General features: G+C 66.4%; 1 protein-coding gene (running past one end of the window). It reads left to right on the forward strand.

The genetic code is table 11. The features are described from left to right. Nucleotides 1-22,328, forward strand: the 5' portion of a protein-coding gene (locus M2396_RS02570; RefSeq protein WP_259072883.1) for a non-ribosomal peptide synthase/polyketide synthase. 4 nt of this gene lie beyond the right edge of the window; 22,328 of the gene's 22,332 nt are visible here — the first part of the coding sequence; it begins with the start codon at nucleotides 1-3; its stop codon lies beyond the right edge, outside the window.

A 22,328-nucleotide genomic window follows, 5' to 3' on the forward strand; every position in this document is an offset into this window, starting at 1 on the left:
ATGCACTTCAGCGAACTGATGGCTGCTCTTTCCACCCATGCGATCCGACTCCAGCGTGAAGACCAGGACCTGATCGTCCTCGGCGATGACGATACCCTGGACGACAGCTTGTGGGAGGCGTTGTCACGGCACAAGCCGGCGCTGCTGAAGATGCTCGCCGAACGCGATGACGACTGGCTGAGCCCAGCCTTCCGGATTACCCCCGACATGCTGCCGCTGGTCACCCTGGACCAGCAAGCCATCGACCGCATCGTCGCCAGTGTGCCAGGCGGTGCGGCCAACGTTCAGGACATCTACCCGCTCGCCCCGCTGCAGCAGGGCATGCTGTACCAGCACCTGTCCGCCACCGAGGGCGACCCGTACCTGGCGCAGGTGCAACTGCGCTTCGCCAGCAAAACCCACCTGGAAGCCTTCGCCGAGGCGCTGCAGTGGGTGATCCAGCGCCATGACATCCTGCGCACCGCGCTGCACTGGGAATACCTCGACCAACCGGTGCAGGTGGTCTGGCAAGAAGCGACGCTGGTCCGCGAAGCCGTGCCGGTGGCGGGCAGTACGGCCCTGGCCGAGTTGTGCGCGCGCTTCGACCCGCGCCAGTCTCGCGTCGACCTGCGTCAGGCACCGCTGATGCAACTGATGCACGCGCAAGGCGAGGGCGAGACGTGGGTGGCGCTGCTGATGTTCCACCACGTGGTGATGGACCATACCGCCCTGGATATCGTGCGCCGGGAAATCCAGGCGCACATCGCCGGCCAGTCCGACCTTCTGCCTGCCCCCATGCCGTTTCGCAACGTGCTGGCCGCCGCTCGCCAGGCACTGGATGAGGACGCCCATGAGCGCTTCTTCCGCGAGATGCTGAGCGACATCGATGAGCCCACGCTTGCCTTCGCCCTGCAGGACAAAGGTGATGCGCAACTGGAACAAGCACGCCTGACCCTGCCGCCTGCGCTGTGCCTGCGCCTGCGCAGCCAGGCACGGCAACTCGGGGTGAGCCCGGCAAGCGTCTTGCACTTGGGCTTCGGCCGGCTGATCGGGCAGCTGTCTGGCCGCCAGCAGGTGGTGTTCGGCAGCGTGCTGCTAGGCCGCATGACCACCGGCGACGGCAGCGAGCAGGCGCTGGGCATGTTCATCAACAGCCTGCCGTTGCGCATCGACTTGGGCTCAACCAGCGTGCGTGATGCCCTGCTGGCCACCCACCGCAGGCTCAGCGCCTTGCTCGGCCACGAACAGGCTTCGCTGGCCTTGGCCCAGCGCTGCAGTGGCGTGGCCGCGCCGGCGCCGCTGTTCAATAGCCTGCTCAACTACCGGCACAGTGACGCCGGTGATGCCGCCGAGGTCATCCCGGTGGCCGCTGGCATCGATATCGTCGGTGCCGAGGAGCGCACCGATTACCCGCTGACTGTGAGCGTCGACGACCTGGGCGACGCGCTGCGCCTTACGGTACAAAGCCTGCCGGAGTGGAGCGCGGCGCGCCTGTGTGTCCAGTTCGAACAGGTATTGGCAAGCCTGGTCGATGCCCTGGAGTACACCCCCACAGCAGCGCTGCAAGGGTTGCAGGTATTGCCGCCAGCCGAGCGTGATCAGGTACTGCAAGGGTTCAACCGCAGCGCTCAGCTTTACCCGCAGGGGCAGACCGTACACGCTATGGTCGAGGCCCGCGCTGCCACTGCACCGGCCGCAGTCGCGCTGTTGCAGGATGGCCAGGCGCTGCGTTACGACGAACTGAACCGGCGTGCCAACCAACTGGCTCACCAGCTGATCGAACGCGGTGTTCAGGTGGGCGACCGCGTGGCGCTGTGCTTGCCGCGCAACAGCGAGCGTGTGGTTGCGTTGCTGGCAGTGCTTAAAGCGGGCGCGGCCTATGTGCCGGTGGACCCGGGGTACCCAGCCGAGCGTATTGCCTACTTGCTGGCTGACAGCCTCCCGGCACTGGTCGTGAGCGAGACTGCGGTGACCGGGCTGCCGGCCGAGGTGCCGCGCCTGGACCTGGATCAGATCAACACCTGCGCTGCGCACGACAGCAACCCACAGCGACCTGGGCTGCACGCGCAGCAACTGGCCTACGTGGTTTACACCTCCGGTTCCACTGGCCAGCCCAAGGGCGTGATGATCGAGCACCATACGCTGGTCAACCTGGTGCATTGGCACTGCCAGGCCTTTGCGCTGGACGCCGATGCGCATACCTCAAGCGTGGCCGGCTTCGGTTTCGACGCCATGGCCTGGGAGGTCTGGCCAGCCCTGTGCGCCGGTGCCACGCTGCACCTGCCACCCGCGCACATCGCCAACGAGCATGTTGATGAACTGCTTGACTGGTGGCTGCTGCAGCCACTGAAGGTCAGCTTCCTGCCCACCCCGGTAGCGGAACAGGCCCTGCGCCGCGAACATCAGCACCCGACCCTGCGCACCTTGCTGGTGGGCGGGGACCGCCTGCGTCAGTTCGAGCGAGCGCCGGGCTTTGCCCTGATCAACAACTACGGGCCGACCGAAACCACCGTGGTCGCCACCTCTGGGCAGGTCTTGCCCAGCGGCGCACTGCACATCGGCCGGCCAATCGCCAACACCCGCGTCTATGTCCTGGACGAAGGCCTGCAGCCGGTACCGATCGGTGTCGCGGGTGAGCTGTTCATCGGCGGCGCGCAAGTGGCGCGGGGTTACTTCAATCGCCCGGCATTGACCGAACAGGCTTTTCTCGCCGACCCGTTCAGTGAGCAGCCCAATGCACGCATGTACCGCAGCGGTGATCGGGTGCGCTGGAACGCCGACGGCACCCTCGACTACCTCGGCCGCACGGACGACCAGGTGAAGATCCGCGGTGTGCGGGTGGAGCTTGGCGAAATTGAGGCCACCCTCGCGGCGCAGCCGGGTGTCGACGCCGCCGTGGTGCTGGTGCGCGGCGAGCGTTTGCTGGCCTGGTTCAGCGAGACCGCCCCCGTCGCCCTCGACGCCTTGCGCCAGGCCCTGCAGGCCCGCTTGCCGGCGCACATGGTGCCGCTGGCGTTGGTGCGCCTCGATGAGCTGCCGCTGACCAGTCATGGCAAACTCGACCGCCGTGCGCTGCCTGACCCGGACGCCTCGCAGTTGTTCGGCCAGGCCTTTGAGGCGCCCAGTGGCGAAACCGAAGCGACGATGGCGGCGATCTGGGCCGACGTGTTGGGCGTGCAGCGGGTAGGGCGCCACGATAACTTCTTCGAACTGGGTGGCCACTCGCTGCTGGCGGTAACGTTGGTCGAGCGCTTGCGCAAGGCTGGCCTGCTGGTTGATGTGCGGGTGCTGTTCGCCCAACCGACCCTGGCCGCCCTGGCCGGCGCGGCGGGCATCGGCCACGAAGTGAAAGTGCCGGCCAACCGCGTGCCTGCGCAGGCCGAACGCATCATCCCGAGTATGCTCAGCCTGATCGAGCTGGACCAGGCAGCCATCGACGACATCGTCGCAACCGTGCCGGGTGGCGCCGCCAATGTGCAGGAAATCTACCCGCTGGCGCCGCTGCAGGAAGGCATTCTCTACCACCACCTGAGCGCCGAGCAGGGCGACCCTTACCTGCTGCAGACCCGCCTGGCCTTCGATAGTGTCGAGCGCTTGCTGGCCTGGGCTGGTGCCTTGCAACAGGTCATCGACCGCCACGATATCCTGCGCACCGCCGTGCTTTGGCAAGGGCTTGCGCAGCCGCTGCAAGTGGTTTGGCGCAAGGCCGAGCTGCTGGTCAGCGAAATCGACGACCTGGCCGATGACGATGGTCGGGCGCGGGTCGAGCAGTTGCATGCCCGTTTCGATGCGCGGCATCACCGGCTGGACCTGACCCAGGCGCCATTGACCCGCCTGTATTACAGCCTGGACCCCGCCAACCAGCAGGTGGTGGCGATTCTGCTGTTCCATCACCTGACCCTCGATCACACCGCCATGGACGTGGTCGCTCGCGAAATGCGCGCTTTGCTGTTCGGCCAAGGGCACACGCTGCCGGCGGCGGTGCCTTACCGCAATTACGTGGCCCAGGCTCGGCTGGGTGACCAGGCGGGCCATGAGGCGTTCTTCCGCGAGATGCTGGCGGATGTCGAAGAACCGACCTTGCCGCTGGGCTATGCCGATGTACAGGGTGATGGGCGCGGCATCGAAACGGCGTTCCAGGCACTGGACGGGGAGGTTGCCCACGGTTTGCGCACCCAGGCCCGGCAACTGGGCGTCAGTGCCGCCAGCCTCATGCACCTGGCGTGGGCGCGCGTATTGGGCGTGCTGGCCAACCGCGATGATGTGGTGTTTGGCACGGTGCTGATGGGTCGCCTGCAAGGCGGCGAGGGCGCCGACCGGGCGTTGGGGATGTTCATCAACACCCTGCCACTGCGGGTGGACACCACGCTGGCCGTGCGTGCTGCCGTGCGCGCCACCCACCGCAACCTCTCGGCCTTGCTGGGCCATGAGCACGCGCCGCTGGCGTTGGCCCAGCGCTGCAGTGGCGTGGCCGCGTCCGCGCCGTTGTTCAGTGCCTTGCTCAACTATCGGCACAGCGCCGACGAGGCCACCGGCGAGGCCATCTGGGAGGGCGTGCGCCTGCTCGGTGGCGAGGAACGCAGCAACTACCCGTTGACCCTAAGCGTGAATGACCTGGGTGAGGGTTTCACTTTCAGTGTGCTGGCCATTGCAGGGATCGGCGCAGCGCGGGTCGCCGCCTGGATGGTCAATGCCGTCACTCAACTGCTGCAAGCATTGCAGCGAGGGCAGGAGGCGCGGGTCGACAGCTTGTCGATCCTGAGCGACGAAGCGCGCGAACAGCTGCTGGGCAGTTTCAACGCCACCACACAGCACTATCCGCAAGGGCAGACGGTGCACGCGCTGGTGGAGGCCAGAGCAGCCCAGACCCCGGATGCAACGGCCGTGACCCAGGATGGCCAGGCACTCAGCTATGGGGAGCTGAACCTGCGGGCCAACCGCCTGGCGCACCAGTTGATCGCACGCGGCGTGCGCCGCGGTGACCGCGTGGCATTGTGCCTGGGCCGCAGCGTCGAGAGGGTGATCAGCCTGCTGGCCGTGCTCAAGGCCGGCGCCGCCTATGTGCCGGTAGACCCGGGCTATCCGGTCGAACGCATTGCCTACCTGCTGGCCGATAGCGCGCCCGCGCTGGTGCTGAGCGAAGCGGACATTGCTGGCCTGCCTGGTGGCATACCCCGGCTGAACCTCGACCAGGCCGCAGCCGATGACTCTCTGGGCAGCAACCCGCACGTACCGGGCCTGGATGCGCAGCAGCTGGCCTACCTTGTCTACACCTCCGGCTCCACCGGCCAGCCCAAGGGCGTGATGATCGAGCATCACACCCTGGCCAACCTGGTGCATTGGCACTGCCACGCGTTCGCGCTGGAGGCCGGTGTGCGTACCTCGAGCGTTGCCGGCTTTGGCTTTGACGCCATGGCCTGGGAAGTGTGGCCGGCGCTGTGTGGCGGTGCCACGTTGCACCTGCCACCCGCGCACATCGGCAATGAACATGTCGATGAACTGCTCGACTGGTGGCTCGAACAGCCGCTGGCCGTCAGTTTCTTGCCCACGCCAGTGGCCGAACAGGCGTTGCGCCGCGAACGGCAACACCCGACGTTGCGCACCTTGCTGATCGGTGGCGACCGCCTGCGCCAGTTCGACCGCGATCCAGGCTTCGCCCTGGTCAACAACTATGGGCCGACCGAGGCCACGGTTGTCGCCACGTCTGGCCAGGTCTTGCCGGGCGCGGCGTTGCACATCGGCAAGCCGATCGCCAATACCCGCGTCTATGTGCTCGACGGCCATCGCCAAGCGGTGCCGGTGGGCGTGGTGGGTGAGCTGTACATCGGTGGCGCACAGGTAGCGCGGGGCTACTTCAATCGCCCTGAGCTGAGCGCAGAGCGCTTTGTCGCCGACCCGTTCAGCCGCAAGCCCGGCGCGCGCATGTACCGCACTGGCGACCTGGTGCGCTGGAACACTGACGGCACCCTGGAATATCTCGGGCGTAATGACGACCAGGTGAAGATCCGCGGCGTGCGTGTGGAGTTGGGTGAAATCGAGGCCGCGCTGACGGCTCAAGCCGGTATCGCCGATGCCGTGGTACTGGTCCGCGGCGAGCGTCTGCTGGCTTGGTTCACCGAACAGGCGCCGGTCGCGCTAGAGGTTGTGCGTCAAGCGCTGCAGGCCAGCTTGCCGGGGCACATGGTGCCGCAGGCGTTCATGCGCCTGGACCAATGGCCGTTGACCAGCCATGGCAAGCTGGACCGCCGGGCCCTGCCTGAACCGGACCCGGCCCAACTGATCTGTCAGGGCTATGAAGCCCCTGCCAGCGAAACAGAAGCGGCCATGGCCAGCGTCTGGGCCGAGGTACTGGGCGTGCAACGGGTAGGGCGGCACGACAACTTCTTCGAGCTGGGCGGCCACTCGCTGCTGGCCGTGACGCTGATCGAACGTTTGCGCCAACAGGGCCTGCAGACCGACGTGCGGGTGCTGTTCGGCCAGCCCAGCGTGGCTGCCCTAGCTGCCGCGCTAGGCAAGGGGCGCCAGGTCAGCGTGCCCGAGAACTGCATTCCAGCGGGCTGCACCCACATCACCCCAGCCATGCTGCCTTTGCTGACGTTGGACGCCAGCGCGGTTGAGCGCATCGTCGCCACGGTGCCAGGTGGCGCTGCCAACGTGCAGGACATTTACCCATTGGCACCGCTGCAGGAAGGCATTCTCTACCATCACCTGAGTGCTGCAGACGAAGACCCCTACCTGCTGCAGTGGCGCGTCGCATTCGATAGCCAGGCCCGTCTGCAGGCCTTTGCCGTGGCCTTGGACAAGGTCATCGCACGCCACGATATTCTGCGTACTGCCGTGCTCTGGGACGGTCTGGCGCAGCCTGTGCAGGTGGTATGGCGCAGCGTGCCGGGTTCGGTGCTGGTCAATAGCAGCGAAGCCCCTGGCCCGCTCGACCTCAGCCATGCGCCATTGATCCGTCTGCTGCAAACCCCACAGGCAGGCAGCGAAGGCCTCCAAGCCACCCTGCAGTTCCACCACATCGCCCTGGACCACACGGCCATGAAGGTGGTGCTGGAAGAGATCCGCGACCACCTGCGCGGCGAGCAGCCCAGCCAACCGCCCGTGCCGTACCGCAACTACGTGGCCCAGGCGCGTTTGGCCATCAGCGAGGCCGAGCACGAAGCGTTCTTCCGCGCAGAGCTGGCCGACATCGACGAGCCGACTTTGCCCTATGGCCTGGTCGACCTGCAGGGCCAGGCCAGTACCTTCGAATTGGCTACGGTGCAACTGGCGCCCGAGCAGTACCGGCGCCTGCGCAGCCAGGCCCAGCAGCTGGGCGTGAGCGCTGCCAGCATGCTGCACCTGGCCTGGGCACGGCTGGTGGCCGCCACCAGTGGCCAAGACCGTGTGGTGTTCGGCACCGTGCTGCTGGGCCGCCTGCAAGGGGGCGCCGGGGCTGATCGCGGTCTGGGCATGTTCATCAACACCTTGCCACTGCGCCTGGACCTGCACGGGCTGGGCGTGCGCGCTGGGGTGCGCCTGACGCACCAGCGGCTGAGTGCCTTGCTGGTGCACGAGCACGCCTCGCTGGCCTTGGCCCAGCGTTGCAGCGGCGTGGCTGCGCCGACCCCGTTGTTCAGTGCCATGCTCAACTACCGGCATGGCGCCAGCCAGCCCGCGCAGCAAGCGCACCGCGAAGCCCTGGAAGGCATCCAGGCACTGCCCAGCGGCGGCCATGGCAACTACCCGTTGAGCGTCAACGTGGACGACCTGGGCGATGGCCTGCGGCTGACGGCCCAGGTCAGTGCCCAGGTGGGCGCGCAGCGGGTCTGCGAGCAACTGCTGCAGGTGCTGCACGGTTTGCTGGATGCGCTTGAGCACGCGCCTGACACGTTGTTGCAGCAGGTGCCGGTAGTGACGCCTGATGAGCGGCTGCGACTGCTGGCCAATGCCCCGCAAACGCCTCACGACTTGACGCAAACGCTGCATGGGCTGTTCGAGGCCCAGGTCCGGCGCACGCCGACTGCCATTGCCCTGGTCGCCGAGGAGGGCGAGCTCAGCTATCGCCAGCTCGACGAGCAGGCCAATCGGCTTGCCCATCATTTGCTCGGCCTGGGGGTCAAACCGGATGACCGTGTCGCGATCTGCGTCGAGCGCGGGCTGTCGATGGTGGTTGGCTTGCTGGCCATCCTCAAGGCAGGCGGCGCCTATGTGCCAGTTGACCCGGGTTACCCGGCAGAACGCATTCGCCACATGCTGAGCGACAGCGCGCCGCTGGCCGTACTGGTGCACGGCGCTACCCGAGATGTCGTACAAGGCACCCCGGTGCAGTTGATCGACCTCGATCAGCCTGGCTGGGAGGCCCAGCCGATCAGCAACCCTCGCGTAGTCGCACTGACAGCGAGCCACCTGGCGTATGTGATCTACACCTCCGGCTCCACAGGCCAGCCCAAGGGGGTGATGGTCGAACACCGCAACGTGGTCAACCTGGTGCATTGGAGCCAGCGCCTTTGCCAGGTGCCTGGCCCAGGCGCCGTGCTGCACAAAACCCCGGTCAGCTTCGATGCCTCGGTGTGGGAACTGTTCTGGCCTTTGTGCAGCGGCCTGCGCCTGGTATTGGCGCGCCCGGACGGCCAGCGTGACCCGCACTACCTCGCGCAACTGATCCAGGCGCAGCATGTCAGCGTGGTGCAATTCGTGCCGGCGTTGCTGCAGCAGTTCCTGGAAGCACCTGCCAGCGCTCGCTGTGTCAGCCTCAGCGATATCGTCTGCGGTGGCGGCGAGTTGAGCCAGGCACTGGCCGCCCAAGTGCGCAAGCGCTTGCCGGGTGTACGCCTGCATAACGTTTACGGCCCCACCGAGACCACCGTCGATTGCAGCGCCTGGACGCTGGAGCCGGGCGCAGACCTGCCGCACGGGGCATTGCCGATCGGCACGGCCATCGACAATACCCGGCTGTATGTACTCGACCACTACGACCAACCGGTACCGTGGGGCGTGGTCGGCCACCTGCATATCGGCGGCGCGGGTGTCGCCCGGGGTTATCTGGGTTTGCCCGAACAACAGGCCGAACGCTTCATCGCCAGCCCCTTCGTTGACGGCGATCGCCTGTACCGCAGCGGTGACCTGGTGCGCCAGCGCGAAGATGGCAAGCTGGTCTTCCTCGGCCGTAACGACCACCAGGTCAAAATCCGCGGGCTGCGCATCGAGCTCGGCGAGATCGAAGCCTGCCTGCTGCGTGTGCCCGGTGTGCACGAGGCCGTAGTGCTGGCTTACGACGCCCCGGCCAGTGGGCCGCGCCTGGTCGCCTACCTCACCGGTGAGCAGGCCGAGGCGGACAGCCTGCGTCAGGCACTGCTGCAGGACCTGCCGGAATACATGCTGCCGGCACAGTACATCCACCTCGATCAGCTGCCGTTGACGCCCAATGGCAAGCTGGACCGTAAAGCGCTGCCCGCGCCGGATGCCGCATTGCATGAGCGCCCCTACCAAGCGCCGCAGGGGCAGACCGAAACCCTGCTGGCGCAACTGTGGGCGCAACTGCTGGGCGTCGAGCGAGTAGGTCGGCACGACAACTTCTTCGAGCTGGGCGGCCACTCGCTGCTGGCGGTAAGCCTGACCGCACGGCTGCGCCTGGAAGGGCTGCAAGTCGATGTGCGGACCCTGTTCGGCCAGCCTACCGTCGCGGCCCTGGCCGAGACCTTGGGGCGTAACCTGCAAGTGCTGGTACCGGAAAACCGCATCCCTGCCGATTGCACCCATATCACCCCAGACCTGCTGAGCCTGATCGAGCTCGACCAAGCCGCGATCGATCGCATCGTCGCGCGCGTGCCGGGGGGGGCGGCCAATGTGCAGGACATCTACCCGCTGGCGCCTCTGCAGGAAGGTATCCTTTACCATCACCTGAGCGCCGCGCACGATCCCTATGTGCTGTATTCCCGCCTGCGTTTCGACAACGGCGAGCGCCTGCAAGCCTTCGCCAGCGCACTGGACCAGGTCATCGCCCGCCATGATGTGCTGCGTACGGCCGTGCTCTGGGACGGCCTGCCGCAGGCTGTGCAAGTGGTCTGGCGTCGGGCGCCGTTACAGGTAGTGCGCGACGACGATGCAACTGACGCTGGCCTGGACCTGGGCCAGGCGCCGCTGATTCGTCTGCTTCATCGTCAGGTACCGGGCAGCGATTGCATCGAAGCTACCTTGCAGTTCCACCACATCGTCCTCGACCACACCGCGCTGGAGGTGGTCGGTGAGGAGTTGCTGGGCTTCCTGCAGGGCACGCCGCCGGTCCAGATCCCTGTGCCGTACCGCAACTACGTAGCCCAGGCGCGCCTGGGTATCAGCCAGGCCGAGCATGAGGCGTTCTTCCGCGCGCAGTTGGCGGATGTCGACGAGCCAACGCTGCCGTTCGGCCTAAGCGATGTGCAAGGCGATGGCCTTGGCATGCAAGAAGCCAAGCTGGTGCTGTCGGCCGAACTGGCCGCAGGGCTGCGGCGCCAGGCACGGCATCTGGGCATCAGTGTCGCCAGCCTGTTCCACCTGGCTTGGGCGCGCCTGTTGGCCGCTGCCAGCGGCAACGACCGTGTGGTGTTCGGCACTGTGTTGCTGGGGCGCCTGCAAGGTGGTGAGGGTGCCGAGCGGGCGCTGGGCATGTTCATCAACACCTTGCCGCTGCGGGTTGATCTGGGCGCAGTGAGCCTGCGCGAAGGGGCGCAGGCCGTGCATCAGCGCCTCAGTGCGCTGCTGGCGCACGAACACGCCTCCCTGGCGTTGGCCCAGCGCTGCAGCGCTGTGGCTGCGCCGTTGCCGTTGTTCAGCGCCATGCTCAACTACCGGCATGGCGCAGAAGCCAGCGCTGAACAGCGGCAGGCGTGGCAAGGCATTGACGTACTGGAGGGCCAGGAACGCACCAACTACCCGTTGAGCCTGAACGTCGACGACCTTGGGGAGGGCTTCCGTCTGGTTGCCATGACCCCCGCCGAGGTTGGCGCGGCCCGTATCTGTGGGCAGATGAACCAGGTGTTGCAGGCCATGGTCGAGGCGCTGGAACAGACCCCGGAACTGCCGGTGCAGCGCTTGCCGGTGCTTGAAGCGCAGGAGCGTGAGCGGGTGCTGCTGGGCTTCAACGACACGGCGGTGGGCTATGACCTTGAGCAGACCCTGCACGGGATGGTCGAGGCGCAGGTGCTGCGTACGCCAGATGCAGTCGCGGTCAATGCCGAAGAAGGCGAGTTGAGCTATCGCGCGCTGAATGAGCAGGCCAACCGACTGGCGCATCACCTGATCGATCTGGGGGTCAAACCTGACGATCGGGTGGCGATCTGCGTTGAGCGTGGGCTGTCGATGGTGGTTGGCCTGCTGGCCATCCTCAAGGCTGGCGGCGCGTATGTGCCGGTTGACCCGGATTACCCAGCTGAGCGTGTGCGGCATATGCTCAGCGACAGCGCGCCTGTTGCAGTGTTGGTGCATAGCGCTACACGGCACGTACCGGATTCGGCCCAGGTCATCGACCTGGATCAGCCGACCTGGAACGCCCAGCCGTCCAGCAATCCGGTTGTCACCGGCTTGACCCCGCGTCACCTGGCCTACGTGATCTACACCTCAGGTTCCACCGGCTTGCCGAAAGGCGTGATGAACGAGCACGCCGGGGTGGTCAACCGCCTGCTGTGGATGCAGGAGGCCTACAACCTCGGCGCAGACGACGTAGTCCTGCAGAAGACCCCGTTCAGCTTCGACGTCTCGGTATGGGAGTTCCTCTGGCCGCTGCAAACCGGCGCTCGCCTGGTCATGGCGCGCCCCGGCGGCCACCGCGATCCGGAGTACTTGCGTCAGGTGATCCGCAGCGAAAATGTCACGACGTTGCACTTCGTGCCCTCGATGCTGGATGTGTTCCTGGCGCACGGCCAACTATCGGCTGATGGTCTCAAGCGTGTTCTGTGCAGTGGCGAAGCCTTGCCGGGCAGCCTGGTGCGACGCTTCCACACGCAACTGCCGACGGTCGAGTTGCATAACTTGTACGGCCCGACCGAAGCGGCGGTAGACGTCAGTGCCTGGCACTGCGTGACGGCACCGGACAACACCCCCATCGGCAAACCGATCGCCAACACCACGCTGTATGTACTCGATCCGCTGGGCCAGCCGGTCCCGCAAGGCGTGGCCGGCGAGCTGTTCATCGGCGGCGTGCAAGTCGCCCGTGGCTACCTGAACCGCGCCGAACTCACTGCTGAACGCTTCCTCGACGACCCGTTCAGCACCCGCCCAGGTGCACGCCTGTACCGTACCGGCGACCTGGCGCGGCACCTGGCCGATGGCAACATCGAGTACCTGGGCCGCAACGATGACCAGGTGAAGCTGCGTGGCCTACGCATCGAGCTGGGTGAAATCCAGGCAGGCCTGACGGCCATCGACGGCGTGAAGGAGGCAGTTGTTGTCGCCCGCGATCAACGTCTGCTGGCGTATTACACCGGTAAGCAGCAGGGCGCAGACGTTCTGCGCACGGCATTGCTGGCCCACCTGCCGGAGTTCATGGTGCCCGCGCTGTTCCTGCACCTGGAGGCACTGCCGCTGAGCCCCAACGGCAAACTCGACCGCAAGGCTTTGCCGCTCCCGGATACCGAAGCCCTGCAAAGCCGCGTGTACGAAGCCCCACAAGGCGAAACCGAAACCCTGCTGGCCGCGATCTGGGCCGAGCTGCTGGGCGTGGAGCGGGTAGGGCGGCATGACAACTTCTTCGAACTGGGCGGCCATTCGCTGCTGGCCGTGACCCTGACTTCGCGCCTGCGCCAACAGGGCCTGCATGCCGATATCCGCGTACTGTTCGGCCAGCCGACCTTGGCAGCGCTCGCCGCTGCGGTAGGCGGTGAAACCCGCATCAGCGTGCCCGCCAACCGCATTTCGGCAGAGGTCACACGCATCACTCCGGACATGCTGCCGCTCGCCGAACTGTCCCAGGGCGCCATCGACAACCTGGTCACGCAGATCCCCGGTGGCGTAGCCAATGTCCAGGATGTCTATGGGCTAGCGCCCCTGCAACAAGGCATCCTCTACCATCACCTCGCCAGCGAAGGCGCAGACCCGTACGTGCTGCAAGCACGCTTCGCCTTCCCGACGCAGGCCGAGCTCGATGCATTTGCCGCAGCGCTCGACCAGGTCATCGCCCGTCACGACATCCTGCGCACCAGCATCCATTGGCAGGGCCTGGAGGAGCCCGTGCAGGTCGTCTGGCGCAGCGTGCCTGGCGCCGGTGCAAGCTTGCGCGGCGATGAGCGGAGCACCACGCTCGACCTGAACAAGGCCCCCTTGATCCGCCTGATGCCTGGCCACGGCGAGGGTCGCGTGGAAGCTACGCTGCTGATCCACCACATCATCCTTGACCACGCCGCCGTCGAACAGCTGGTGGCCGAGATCACTGCTGTGCTGCAAGGCCAGGCCCTGTCGCAGGCCAGCGTGCCCTACCGCAACTATGTGGCGCAGGCACGCCTGGGTGCCGATACCCAGGCTGACGAAGCACTGTTCCGCGAGCTGCTGGGCGACATCGACGAACCCACCACGGTATTTGGCCTGCGCGATGCACACAGTGATGCCAGCCCTGTACTGGACAGCCGTCTGGCCCTGGAGCCGGCGTTGGCCGGCCGCTTGCGCGAGCAGGCCCGTGTGCTGGGCATCAGCGTTGCCAGCTTGGTGCACCAGGCCTGGGGGCAGGTGCTGGCGCAACTGTCAGGACGCGAAGAAGTGGTGTTCGGCACGGTGTTGCTCGGCCGGCTGCAAGGCGGCGAGGGCGCTGACCGGGCCCTGGGCATGTTCATCAACACCTTGCCGCTGCGGGTGAGCGTGGGCGCCATGGCCGTGGCTGAAGGCGTACGCCTGACCCACCAACGGCTGGCCCGTTTGCTGGCCCATGAGCAAGCCTCGCTGGCAGTGGCTCAGCGCTGCAGCGCAGTGCCGGCGTCCCAGGCGCTGTTCACCAGCCTGCTCAACTATCGCCACAGTGCACCCGCCAAGGCTGAGCTGCGCGAGGCCTGGCAGGGTATCGAGCAACTGGCCGCGCATGAGCGCAGCAACTACCCCTTGGTGGTCAACGTCGATGACCTGGGCGAGGCCTTTGTGCTGACCGTGCAAGCGGTGGCGCAAGTCGATGGCGCACAGGTTTGTCGCCTGCTCAGCACCGCCCTTGAGCAACTGGCGCAGGCCCTTGCGCAGGCACCGGCCAAGGCCTTGCATCACGTTAGCCAACTGGCGCCTGCCGAGCGCGAGCGGGTGTTGCAAGGTTTCAATGCCACCTACCGCGATTACCCACGGGACCATGCACTGCATACCCTGTTTGGCAGCCATGCCGCGCTCAGCCCTGCTGCAACGGCGGTGGTGCACGGTGATCGGCAGTGGAGCTATGAGCAGCTCGAACAGCACGCCAACCGCCTGGCCCATCACCTGTTGGCCCTGGGCGTGCGCCCTGGCGATCGTGTAGCTCTGCTGCTGCCACGCAGCGTCGCCTTATTGGCCGCACAACTGGCGGCCAGCAAATGCGCAGCGGTGTTCGTGCCGTTGGACAGCAACGCGCCTGTCGAGCGCCAGGCCTTCATGATCGAAGACAGCCAGGCGCGGGTCATGCTCACCTTCAGCAGCGAACCGCAGGTAGGCGATGCCATGCGCGTCGAACTGGACCACCTCGACCTCAGCGGGTATCCGCAACACTCGCCGGGCCTGGAGGTAGCTGCCGAAAGCGCCGCCTACATCATGTACACCTCCGGCTCTACCGGCACCCCCAAGGGCGTGCAAGTGCCGCACCGGGCCATCGTGCGCCTGGTGGTCAACAACGGCTTTGCTGAATTCACCTGCCAGGACCGCGTCGCGTTCGCCTCCAACCCTGCGTTCGATGCCAGTACCCTGGAAGTCTGGGCGCCGCTGCTCAACGGCGGCACGGTGGTGGTCATCGACCAGGACCAGGTGCTGTCGCGTGAGGCTTTGCGTGATGTGTTGCTGGAGCAACGCATCAGCGTGCTGTGGCTGACTGCCGGCCTGTTCCATCAATTTGCCGATGACCTGCTGCCGGCATTCGCCAGGCTGCGCTACCTGATGGTGGGCGGCGATGTGCTGGACCCGGCCATCGTCGGTCGGGTGCTGCGCGAAGGCGCCCCGCAACATCTGCTCAATGGCTATGGCCCGACTGAAGCCACTACCTTCAGCACCACCCACCCGATCGTCACGGTCGGCGAGGGCAGCATCCCGATTGGCAGGCCGATCGGCAATGCCCGTTGCTATGTGCTCGACGCCCGTCAGCAGCCGCTGCCCGTTGGCGCGGTCGGTGAGCTGTACATCGGCGGCGCTGGCGTTGCACTGGGGTACCTCGGCCAGCCGGCACTCACCGCCGAGCGCTTCCTCGACGACCCGTTCAGCCGTGAGCCGGGTGCGCGCATGTACCGCAGTGGCGACCTGGCTTGCTGGCAGGCTGACGGCACGTTGCGTTACCTGGGCCGCGCCGACCAGCAGATCAAACTGCGCGGCTTCCGCATCGAACTCGGTGAAATCGAAGCGCGCCTGGGCGCCTGTGCCGGTGTCCGTGACACGGCCGTGGTGGTACGTGAAGACGCGCCGGGTGACAAGCGCCTGGTGGCCTACTTCACCGCCAACAGCCCGGCCCCCGGCCTGGGCGAGCTGCACCAGCAGCTACAAGGCCAGTTGCCGGACTACATGCTGCCAGCGGCCTACGTTTGCCTCGATGCACTGCCGCTGACCGGCAACGGCAAGCTCGACCGCCGTGCCCTGCCGCAACCGGGCAACGAGGCGCTACTCAGCCGCGCCTTCGAGGCGCCACAGGGCGAGGTCGAAACCACCCTGGCGGCAATCTGGGCCGACCTGCTCAAGGTCGCGCAGATCGGTCGGCACGATCACTTCTTCGAGCTGGGCGGCCATTCGTTGCTGGCTGTGAGCCTGGTCGAACGCATGCGCAAGGCCGGCCTCAGCGCCGATGTGCGCGTGCTGTTCGCCAAGCCCACCCTGGCGGCGCTGGCTGCGGCCGTGGGCACCGGTCGCGAAGTGCAGGTGCCGGCCAACCGTGTGCCGCACGCTGCCCGCCACATCACTCCGGACATGCTCAGCCTGATCGAGCTCGACCAGGCCAGTATCGACCGTGTCGTCGCCACGGTGCCCGGCGGTGCTGCCAACGTGCAGGAGATCTACCCCCTTGCCCCGCTGCAGGAGGGCATCCTGTACCACCACTTGAGCGCCGCACAGGGCGATCCGTACCTGCTGCAGTCGCGCCTGGCCTTCGATAGCCTGGCGCATTTGCAGCGTTGGGCGGGCGCCTTGCAGCAGGTCATCGACCGTCACGACATTCTGCGTACCGCCGTGGTCAGCGAAGGGCTGGCTCACGCGGTGCAGGTGGTCTGGCGGCAAGCGCGGATGCAGGTCAGCGCAATCGACGGCCTGGCTGGCGATTCGGTGATCGACGCCTTGCAGGCGCGCTTCGACGCCCGTCACCAGCGCCTCGAGCTGTCGCGGGCACCCTTGCTGCGCCTGCTGCATGCCGATGACCCGGCCAACCAGCGCGTGGTGGCAATTGTGCAATTCCATCACCTGGCCTTGGACCATACCGCGATGGAAGTCATCGCCCGCGAGATGCAGCTGCTGCTGGCGGGCCAGGGCGAACGCTTGCCCGCGCCTGTGCCTTATCGCACCTATGTGGCCCAAGCTCGCCTTGGGGCCGACGATGCCGGCCATGAAGCGTTCTTCCGCGAGATGCTGGGCGACCTTGATGCCCCGACCTTGCCGTTTGGCCTGAGCGACGTGCAGGGTGATGGGCACGCCATCGAAGAGGCCCACCTGGCCCTCGACGCCAGCCTGGCCCGTGGCCTGCGCGAACAGGCTCGGCAGCTTGGGGTGAGTGCCGCGAGCCTGGCGCACCTGGCCTGGGCACGCGTGCTGGGTGTGCTCGCCAACCGCACTGATGTCGTGTTCGGCACCGTGCTGATGGGGCGCTTGCAGGGCGGTGAAGGGGCCGACCGGGCGTTGGGCGTGTTCATCAACACCTTGCCGCTGCGCATCGACCTTACCGCACCGGTGGCGCAGGCGGTGCGTGCCACCCATCAGCGGCTTTCGGCGTTGCTGGCACACGAGCATGCTTCGCTGGCCTTGGCCCAGCGTTGCAGTGGCGTGGCGGCGTCCACGCCGTTGTTCAGCGCCTTGTTCAACTACCGCCACAGCACGGCAGGGGGGCCTGCCGACGCGGATGCCGACAACCAGGGTGTTCGCCTGCTGGGCGGCGAGGAACGCAGCAACTACCCGCTGACCCTGAGTGTCGACGACCTGGGCGAAGGCTTTGCCTTGAGTGTGCTGGCTCAGGCAGGCATGGGTGCTGAGCGGGTCGCTGGCTGGATGAACCAGTCCCTGGTCGAGCTGCTGCAGGCGCTGAATCAGTCAGCATTCAAGCCGGTCGAGGCGCTGTCGATCCTGGACCCGCTAGCACGCCAGCAAGTGCTGGAAACCTTCAATACCAGCGCACGCGACTACCCGAAAGGGCAGACCGTGCACGCCCTGGTCGAGGCCCAGGCGGCCCGCGCGCCGCAAGCGACAGCGCTGGTGCAGGATGGCCAGACACTGAGCTACGGCGAGCTGAACTGCCGCGCCAACCGCCTGGCGCATTACCTGATCAGTCGCGGGGTGAAGGTCGGCGACCGGGTGGCATTGTGCTTACCGCGCAGCCTGGAGCGCCTGGTCGGCCTGCTGGCCGTCCTCAAGGCCGGCGCGGCCTATGTGCCGATTGACCCGGCATACCCTGGCGAGCGCATCGCCTACCTGCTGGAAGACAGCGCGCCGGCGTTGGTGCTGGTCGATGCGACGACTCTGGCCCTGGTGGGGGACACCCTGCGGGTCGAGCTGCACCGCGATGCCTGGCAAGACGCGCCCGACAGCAATCCCTGCGTGGCAGGCCTGGATGATCGCCAACTGGCGTATGTGATCTACACCTCCGGTTCCACCGGCCAGCCGAAAGGGGTGATGGTCGAGCATGCGACCCTGGCCAACCTGGTGCACTGGCACTGTGAGGCGTTTGCCTTGAACGCCGGCAGCCATACCAGCACGGTGGCCGGTTTCGGCTTCGATGCGGTGGCCTGGGAGGTCTGGCCGGCGCTGTGCGCGGGGGCAGTGCTGCATGTGCCACCTGCACGCATCGCCGGTGAGCACGTCGACGAACTGCTCGACTGGTGGCTGGAGCAGCCATTGGCTGTCAGCTTCCTGCCCACGCCAGTGGCCGAGCAAGCGCTGCGCCGCGAGCGTCAGCACCCGACCCTGCGCACGCTGCTGGTCGGCGGCGATCGCCTGCGCCAGTTCGAGCGCGACCCAGGTTTTGCTTTGGTCAACAACTATGGCCCGACCGAAGCGACCGTGGTGGCCACGTCTGGGCAACTGGTAGCTGGGGGCGCGCTGCACATCGGCAAGCCTCTGGCCAACACCCAGGTGTATGTGCTCGACCAGGGCCGCCAGCCGGTACCGGTGGGCGCCGTAGGTGAGTTGTACATTGGCGGCGCCGGGGTGGCCCGCGGCTACTTCAAGCGCCCGGAACTGACCGAGGAGCGCTTCATTGCCGATCCGTTCAACGCCCAACGCCACGCGCGGCTGTACCGCACCGGTGACCTGGTGCGCTGGAACCCTGACGGCACCCTGGATTACCTGGGCCGTAACGACGATCAGGTGAAGATCCGCGGCGTACGGGTGGAGCTTGGCGAGATCGAAAGCGTACTCGCCGCCCAGCCTGGTATCGCTGATGCAGTTGTGCTGGTGCGTGGCGAGCGGCTGCTGGCCTGGTTCACTGAAACCTCACCGGTGGCAGTGGACTCACTGCGCCAGGCCTTGCAGGCAAGCCTGCCCGCCCACCTGGTGCCGTTGGCGTTCACCTGCCTGCCAGCACTGCCGTTGACCAGCCATGGCAAGCTGGACCGCAAGGCGTTGCCCGAGCCGGATCCGGCGCTGCTTGCAGGCCAGGCGTATGTCGCGCCGCAGGGCGAAGTGGAAATGGCCTTGGTCGCGGTGTGGGCCGACATGCTGGGCGTCGAGCGGGTGGGCCGGCACGATAACTTCTTCGAGTTGGGTGGCCATTCGTTGCTGGCGGTGAACCTGACCGCGCGCTTGCGCCGCGATGGTGTGCAGGTGGATGTGCGCACGCTGTTTGGCCAGCCGACGGTGGCGGCACTGGCGACGACCCTGGGCCAGGCGCATCAGGTGCAGGTGCCGGACAACCTGATCCCTGCCGGTTGCTCGCATATCACCCCCGGCATGCTGCCGCTGGTGGCCCTGGAGCAGGCGGCCATCGACCGTATCATTGCCCAGATACCTGGCGGTGCCCGCAATGTGCAGGACATCTATCCGTTGGCACCCTTGCAGGAAGGGATCCTCTACCACCACCTCAGCGCGCAGGGGCACGACCCTTATGTGCTGCAGTCGCGCTTCGGGTTCGCCAGCCGCGAACACTTGGACAACTTTGCGGCAGCGTTGGACAAGGTCATCGCCCGCCACGACGTACTGCGCACAGCGGTGCTCTGGGAAGGCTTGCCGCAGCCAGTGCAGGTGGTCTGGCGGCAGGCGCCGCTGCTGGTCATGAAGCGTGATAGCGACGGCGAGGCAATGCTTGACCTGAGCAAGGCACCGCTGATTCGCCTGCTGTACACGCAGCAGCCGGGTACGGCACGCATCGAAACCATCTTGCAGTTCCACCACATCGTGCTCGACCACACCGCCATGGAAGTGGTCGGCGAGGAGCTGATCGGTTACCTGCAGGGTGCGGCCGAGCCGGCGCTGGCACCGGTGCCGTATCGCAACTACGTGGCCCAGGCGCGACTGGGTATCAGTCAGGCCGAGCATGAAGCGTTCTTCCGCGAGCAACTGGCGGACATCGACGAGCCGACGCTGCCGTTCGGTCTAAGCGATGTGCAGGGTGACGGGCGTGACATCGAGGAGGCTCAGCTGTGGCTACGTGATGACCTGGCACAACGCCTGCGCCAGCAAGGCCGGCAATTGGGTATCAGCGTCGCCAGCCTGTTCCACCTGGCCTGGGCGCGCCTGCTGGCGGCCGCCAGTGGCCAGGACAGCGTGGTGTTCGGCACCGTGCTGTTGGGCCGCCTTCAAGGCGGTGAAGGCGCCGAGCGGGCGCTGGGCATGTTCATCAACACCTTGCCGCTGCGGGTCGATCTGGGCGAAGTGAGCCTGCGCGAAGGGGCACGGGCCGTGCATCAGCGCCTCAGTGCCTTGCTGGCCCACGAGCATGCTTCGCTGGCCTTGGCTCAGCGTTGCAGTGGCGTGGCTGCGCCCTTGCCGTTGTTCAGCGCGATGCTCAACTATCGGCACAGCACGCAGGTCACTGATAGCCAGCGGCAGGCAACGCAAGGTATCGACAACCTGGAAAGCCAGGAGCGCAGCAACTACCCGCTGGGGTTGAACGTCGACGACCTTGGGGAGGGCTTCCGTCTGGTTGCAATGACCCCCGCCGACGTAGGCGCGGCGCGTATCTGTGGGCAGATGAACCAGGTGTTGCAGGCCATGGTCGAGGCGCTGGAACAGACCCCGGAACTGCCGCTGCAGCGCTTGCCGGTGCTTGAAGCGCAGGAGCGTGAGCGGGTGCTGCTGGGCTTCAACGATACGGCGGTGGATTATGACCTCGAGCAGACCCTGCACGGGATGGTCGAGGCGCAGGTATTGCGTACGCCGGATGCGGTCGCGGTCAAGGCCGAAGAAGGGGAGTTGAGCTATCGCGCGCTGAATGAGCAGGCCAACCGACTGGCGCATCACCTGATCGATCTGGGGGTCAAACCTGACGATCGGGTGGCGATCTGCGTTGAGCGTGGGCTGTCGATGGTGGTTGGCCTGCTGGCCATCCTCAAGGCTGGCGGCGCCTATGTGCCGGTTGACCCGGATTACCCAGCTGAGCGCGTGCGGCATATGCTCAGCGACAGCGCGCCTGTTGCAGTGTTGGTGCATAGCGCTACGCGGCACGTACCGGATTCGGCCCAGGTCATCGACCTGGATCAGCCGACCTGGAACGCCCAGCCGTCCAGCAACCCGGTTGTCTCCGGTTTGACCCCGCGTCACCTGGCCTACGTGATCTACACCTCAGGTTCCACCGGCTTGCCGAAGGGCGTGATGAACGAGCACGCCGGGGTGGTCAACCGCCTGCTGTGGATGCAGGACGCCTACAACCTCGGTGCTGACGACGTGGTCTTGCAGAAGACCCCGTTCAGCTTCGACGTGTCGGTATGGGAGTTCCTCTGGCCGCTGCAAACCGGCGCTCGCCTGGTCATGGCGCGTTCCGGCGGCCATCGCGATCCGGAGTACTTGCGCCAGGTGATCCGCAGCGAAGACGTCACGACGTTGCACTTCGTGCCCTCGATGCTGGATGTGTTCCTGGCGCACGGTGACGCTTCGGCGGCGTCGTTGAGGCGCGTTCTGTGCAGTGGCGAAGCCTTGCCGGGCAGCCTGGTGCGACGCTTCCACACGCAACTGCCGACGGTCGAGTTGCATAACTTGTACGGCCCGACCGAAGCGGCGGTAGACGTCAGTGCCTGGCACTGCGTGACGGCACCGGACAACACGCCAATCGGCAAACCGATCGCCAACACCACGCTGTATGTACTCGATCCGCTGGGCCAGCCGGTCCCGCAAGGCGTGACCGGCGAGCTGTTCATCGGCGGCGTGCAAGTCGCCCGTGGCTACCTGAACCGCGCCGAACTCACTGCTGAACGCTTCCTCGACGACCCGTTCAGCAGCCGCCCAGGTGCACGCCTGTACCGTACCGGCGACCTGGCGCGGCACCTGGCCGATGGCAACATCGAATACCTGGGCCGCAACGATGACCAGGTCAAGCTGCGTGGCCTACGCATCGAGCTGGGTGAAATCCAGGCCGGCCTGACGGCCATCGACGGCGTGAAGGAGGCAGTTGTTGTCGCCCGCGATCAACGTCTGCTGGCGTATTACACCGGTGAGCAACAGGCCGCAGACGTTCTGCGCACGGCATTGCTGGCCCACCTGCCGGAGTTCATGGTGCCCGCGCTGTTCCTGCATCTGGAGGCACTGCCGCTGAGCCCCAACGGCAAACTCGACCGCAAGGCTTTGCCACTCGCGGATACCGACGCCCTGCAAAACCGTGTGTACGAAGCCCCACAAGGCGAAACCGAAACCCTGCTGGCCGCGATCTGGGCCGAGCTGCTGGGCGTGGAGCGGGTAGGGCGGCATGACAACTTCTTCGAACTGGGCGGCCATTCGCTGCTGGCGGTGACCCTGACCTCCCGCCTGCGTGAGCAAGGCCTGGAAGCCGACGTGCGCGCCCTGTTCGACCAACCGACCTTGGCGGGCTACGCAGCCATCACAGACAGAATGGAGATCGTCCT

This window comes from Pseudomonas sp. BIGb0278 (genome assembly GCF_024809895.1).
GTDB classification, from domain to species: Bacteria; Pseudomonadota; Gammaproteobacteria; order Pseudomonadales; family Pseudomonadaceae; genus Aquipseudomonas; species Aquipseudomonas shirazensis.